This is a genomic window from Cupriavidus sp. 05N40, assembly GCF_056397305.1.
The window spans coordinates 1-4,335 of the sequence record NZ_JBFTND010000373.1 but is presented as its reverse complement, the minus strand read 5'-3'; the positions used below and the strand labels follow the sequence as shown (position 1 = coordinate 4,335).

Here is a 4,335-nt window from a genome sequence, read left to right as displayed (position 1 = left end):
GTGGTACGACAGCGAGGGCCGCCGGTTCATTCGCACAGGTGACGTTGGCCGTTTTGATGAGGACGGCTTTCTCGTGCTAATGGACCGACGAAAGGACATGATTATTTCTGGTGGCTTCAACATCTATCCAAGCGACCTGGAGCAGGTGCTTGTGAATCACCCTAATGTTTCYGAGGCGGCAGTTATTGGCGTGCCGTCGGAACGGTGGGGCGAGACTCCTGTCGCCTTTGTCACTCTGCGCGCCGGGGCGCAACAGTTGGGCGAGGGATTGCAGGCTTGGGCCAATGAGCGCATCGGCAAGATGCAGCGCCTGGCGGACCTCGTTATCGTCGATTCATTGCCCCGCAGTCCGATTGGTAAGGTGCTAAAGCGCGAGCTTCGTGCCTCCTACAACGACAACCGTCCTCTCGCCTGATGACAGTGCCGGGCAGGCGACTCGAGCACGCCGAAGGCGGCACTTTGTTTCAGTGATACCGGTAGTGTTGGGGCGGTTCCTGTCCAACCCCGCATGCGCGTAGCGAAAGAAGCCGACACCATTGCATTTCTAAGACTGAACACGTGAACATTATGAAGACTCGTATTACCGAGATGTTTGGCATCCGACATCCAATCATTCAGGGCGGTATGCACTATGTCGGACTCGCCGAGATGGCGTCCGCAGTTTCGAATGCCGGCGGTCTCGGAATCATTACCGCTCTGACACAAAAGACGCCGGAGCTACTGGCACGCGAAATTGCGCGCTGCGCTGCCATGACCGACAAGCCGTTTGGCGTGAATCTGACGTTCCTGCCTACTTTCGCCGCGCCGCCCTATGCAGAATATATCGCCGCGATCCGCGAAGGGGGCGTGCGCATTGTCGAGACCGCCGGTCGCAGCCCGCAAGAATTCATGCCTTTGCTCAAGGCAGCCGGTATCAAGGTTATTCACAAGTGCACTTCTGTGCGGCATGCGCTGAAGGCTGAGCAGATTGGCTGTGACGCGGTTAGCGTCGATGGCTTCGAGTGCGGTGGACATCCAGGGGAAGACGATGTGCCCAACATGATCCTGTTGCCCAGAGCCGCGGATGAACTAAAGATTCCCTTTGTGGCATCAGGCGGCATGGCGGACGCACGCAGTCTTGTCGCGGCGCTAGCGCTTGGCGCCGATGGTATGAATATGGGAACCCGGTTCGTCGCTACAAAGGAAGCGCCAGTACATGAAAACGTCAAGCAGGCCATTGTCAGCGCATCAGAACTTGATACTCGCCTTGTTATGCGCCCGCTGCGCAATACGGAGCGAGTCTTAAGCAACGCGGGCGTCGAGCGGATCCTGGACATCGAGCGGGAAAAGGGGGGGAAACTGCAAATCGATGATATCTACGAACAGGTAGCTGGAGTTTATCCCAGGGTCATGGTCGATGGGGACATGGACGCGGGTGCCTGGAGTTGCGGCATGGTGGCGGGCCTGATTCGAGATGTCCCGACCGTACAGGCCTTGATCGATCGGATTATGGATGAGGCCGAACAGTTGATTGCGCATCGCCTCGCGCGGCTCCTGTCAGATCGTCGCGGTTAGTTAAACGTACATCATCGCGTCTGGACGCCGTTCGCTGTGGGATTAGTCGGTCGCACTTCAATTCCTAGCCAGGGCGTCCGCAGATGCTGTGCCTGCAACCAAATGCTATGTTCTCCGCCATGTCTTCATCATTGAAAAACGTCGAAAGCCTTTATACGAGAGTGCGGCTGATCGCGCGATGAAGTTTCAGGCGAACGCTGGGTGCTACTAATTTTGCGCGAGGTATTACAGGGCGGGAGACACTACAATCAGTTCGAAAGGTCGCTAGGCATCGCGCCGAACATGCTCAGCCGACGGCTGCGCTCCTTAGAGGCCCTAACAAAATGATCCTGCAGGGCTGCTAACTTCAAGCGACCTTTGCTAACCTTTGCGTTGTGTTAAGTCTTGGTGAGCGGTTCGAGTTGCTCGATGGACCGCCCAAGGAAGCGGCGGCTAGACGCGAGAATCTGCTGTCTAGTCCTGTCTGATTCAACCACTCGTGCGAGCAAGATGGCGCCCACGCACTGCGCTAGCAAAGCCCAGGYTGCATCAGAATCATCCAGGCGATTCTTCCAACTGCTCTGCAGCTTTCTTGCACTTTGCTCTACGGAGCTGCGGACTGAGGCGTCGGCCCTCGCAATCTCTGGTCCCAAGGTCGGTAGGGCGCAGCCTGTTTCTGGATGCAGCACATGAGAACTGCTCAAGTAACTGCGGATACGTTTCACAAAATGATCTTCATCTGTCTCTTTGCCCGCAAGCATTTCCGTGCTGTTGGAAAGCTCTTGCTCGATAACAGCAGCAAACAACTCCGCCTTCGAATCGAAATGACTATAGAAAGCGCCGCCGGTGAGCCCAATCGCCTTCATCAAGGCATCGACGCCTGTTGAATCGAATCCGCCCGTCTTGGCTATCGCTCGGCTGCTGTTCAGAATCTTCTCTCGTGTCTCCTGCTTGTGAGTGCTTGAGTACCGCATTCCGTTCACCATGAATGAGTCAATGTGTGRAAATTATAGCATTACGATCGTTTAGGAAAACGACCGCCACGCCGGCAGGCATTGGCATAGCCCAACACCGGCGCGCTGCGGTACTTGTAGGCCTGACCTAGGTCCCTGCGGCGTTCCCTGCCATGAATACCTGTTGACATGCTCCTGTACGTAACCTACGATCGTTTACCAAACGAACGTTAACCTACAGTCGAACCAGCTGGTGGCGTTTCCCCTTCGAGGGGGGTCCACGAGATGACAAGCGAGATAGAATTCGTCATGCAGCCTGGCAGGCACTGTGCGATACAGCCCACGGATTCAACCGGGGTATAACAACTATCAAGGAGACATTGAAATGGAAGCCAAGCGCTGGCATGGATCCTATCCGCCCGAGATGCCAACTGAGATTGAGATCGACGAAGAGGCGACGCTAGGATCAAAGATTGCGCAGGTAGTCAACTTGTTCGCGGACCGTCCATCGCTCACTTGCTTGGAAGAGTCGCTGACCTTTAGAGAACTTGGTCTCCTATCCGAGGCGCTTGCTACCTTCTTCCAACAGTCGGGATTGAAGAAAGGCGACCGGGTAGCCCTGATGCTGCCAAGTTGTCCTGCGTTCATGATCGGCCTGGCAGCCGTATTCCGAGCGGGGATGGTGGCGGTTCCGGTCAATCCTCTATATACGCCACGGGAACTTAAGTACCRGCTACAGGATTCTGGCGCTACCTGCATTATTGTCGCGGAGCAGTTGCAGCAGTCATTGCAGCAAGTACTGGCCGAAACCAGCATCGCGCAGGTATTAACAGCGACTGTTGTCGGACTGGGGGCGATTGTTGGCGAACTCGCGGCGACTGATGCTGAGCCTGTCCAGCAAGACGAAGCCGACGGCAAAGGGAATGCCAGAGCGTTGGCCGACGCTGCCTCTCTACCACGTCTTTCCACTCGCGACCGCACTGCTGGGACTGTCGCTAGGTGTTGAAAATCGTCTAGTTCCCAATCCCCGCGATGCCGCTACTGTGATTGCCGAAATGAAGCGGCATCCATTTCAGATTTTCATCGGTGTCAATACCTTGTTCAATACCTTGGTCAACGAACCTGAACTTCAATCGGTCGACTTCAGCGAGACTCGGCTGGTTATTGGTGCAGGGGCGTCAATCCATGAAGCCGTCGCGACGCGTTGGCGCGCAATCGGCGCGCCCGCCGTTACTGAAGCGTACGGTCTGACCGAGACTTCACCCAGCGCTACATTCAATCCTCCCGGCCGAAGTGGAACGATCGGCCTCCCTGCACCATCTACTGATGTTCGGATCGTGAACGAGGGTGGGGATGATGTCTCGCTTGGATCCCCAGGTGAGCTTCTTATCAGGGGGCCACAACTCTTCAACGGCTATTGGAACCGGGAGGAGGAAACAAAGAAGGCGTTTTCTACCGACGGTTGGTTCAAAACGGGGGACATCGTGACCATGGACGAGCAGGGCTTCATGAGAATGGTGGACCGCAAGAAGGACATGATTCTCGTCTCAGGCTTCAACGTTTATCCAAATGAGATTGAGTCTGTCATGGCAATGATGCCGAATGTCTTGGAGTCGGCGTGCATTGGCGTTCCAGATGAACGCTCTGGAGAAGTACCACATCTCTTTGTCGTGCCGCGCGGGGACGTGAACCTAACAACGGAGCAGGTGGAAGCACACTGTCGCGCTCATCTGGCGCCCTATAAGGTGCCGCGGCACATTACGCTAGCGGACTCTCTGCCTAAGTCCACGGTTGGAAAAATCCTACGGAGAGAATTGCGCTCTCGCATGGCACCCGATCGGGAAAGTAC

General features: G+C 55.9%; 6 protein-coding genes. 5 read left to right on the top strand and 1 reads right to left on the bottom strand.

All coding sequences use genetic code 11. The features are described from left to right. From AC1DO7_RS40305 to AC1DO7_RS40295, 3 genes are all read left to right on the top strand, one after another. The coding region (locus AC1DO7_RS40305; RefSeq protein ID WP_477117493.1) for a class I adenylate-forming enzyme family protein at positions 1–415 on the top strand (415 nt) is incomplete at its 5' end. Positions 416–567: 152 nt separating this feature from the next. Then, positions 568–1,554 (top strand): NAD(P)H-dependent flavin oxidoreductase, encoded by a 987-nt coding sequence (locus AC1DO7_RS40300; RefSeq protein ID WP_441623244.1) that lies wholly within the window; start codon positions 568–570, stop codon positions 1,552–1,554. A gap of 201 nt (positions 1,555–1,755) precedes the next feature. Further along, positions 1,756–1,881: a winged helix-turn-helix transcriptional regulator gene (locus AC1DO7_RS40295; protein WP_441623242.1), complete on the top strand. Its 126-nt coding sequence runs from the start codon at positions 1,756–1,758 to the stop codon at positions 1,879–1,881. A 50-nt stretch (positions 1,882–1,931) separates the two neighbouring features. On the opposite strand, the gene AC1DO7_RS40290 is transcribed toward AC1DO7_RS40295, so the two are convergent. Next, positions 1,932–2,507: a TetR/AcrR family transcriptional regulator gene (locus AC1DO7_RS40290; RefSeq protein WP_477117492.1), complete on the bottom strand. Its 576-nt coding sequence runs from the start codon at positions 2,505–2,507 to the stop codon at positions 1,932–1,934. A gap of 364 nt (positions 2,508–2,871) precedes the next feature. Between AC1DO7_RS40290 and AC1DO7_RS40285 the strand changes: the two genes are divergently transcribed. Continuing rightward, the gene (locus AC1DO7_RS40285; RefSeq protein WP_477117491.1) at positions 2,872–3,492 is read left to right on the top strand and encodes an AMP-binding protein; all 621 of its coding nucleotides are present in this window, start codon (positions 2,872–2,874) and stop codon (positions 3,490–3,492) included. After that, positions 3,410–4,335, top strand: a 926-nt coding sequence (locus tag AC1DO7_RS40280) for an AMP-binding protein (RefSeq protein ID WP_477117490.1), incomplete at its 3' end; no start/stop codon positions are given. The genes AC1DO7_RS40285 and AC1DO7_RS40280, both read left to right, overlap by 83 nt.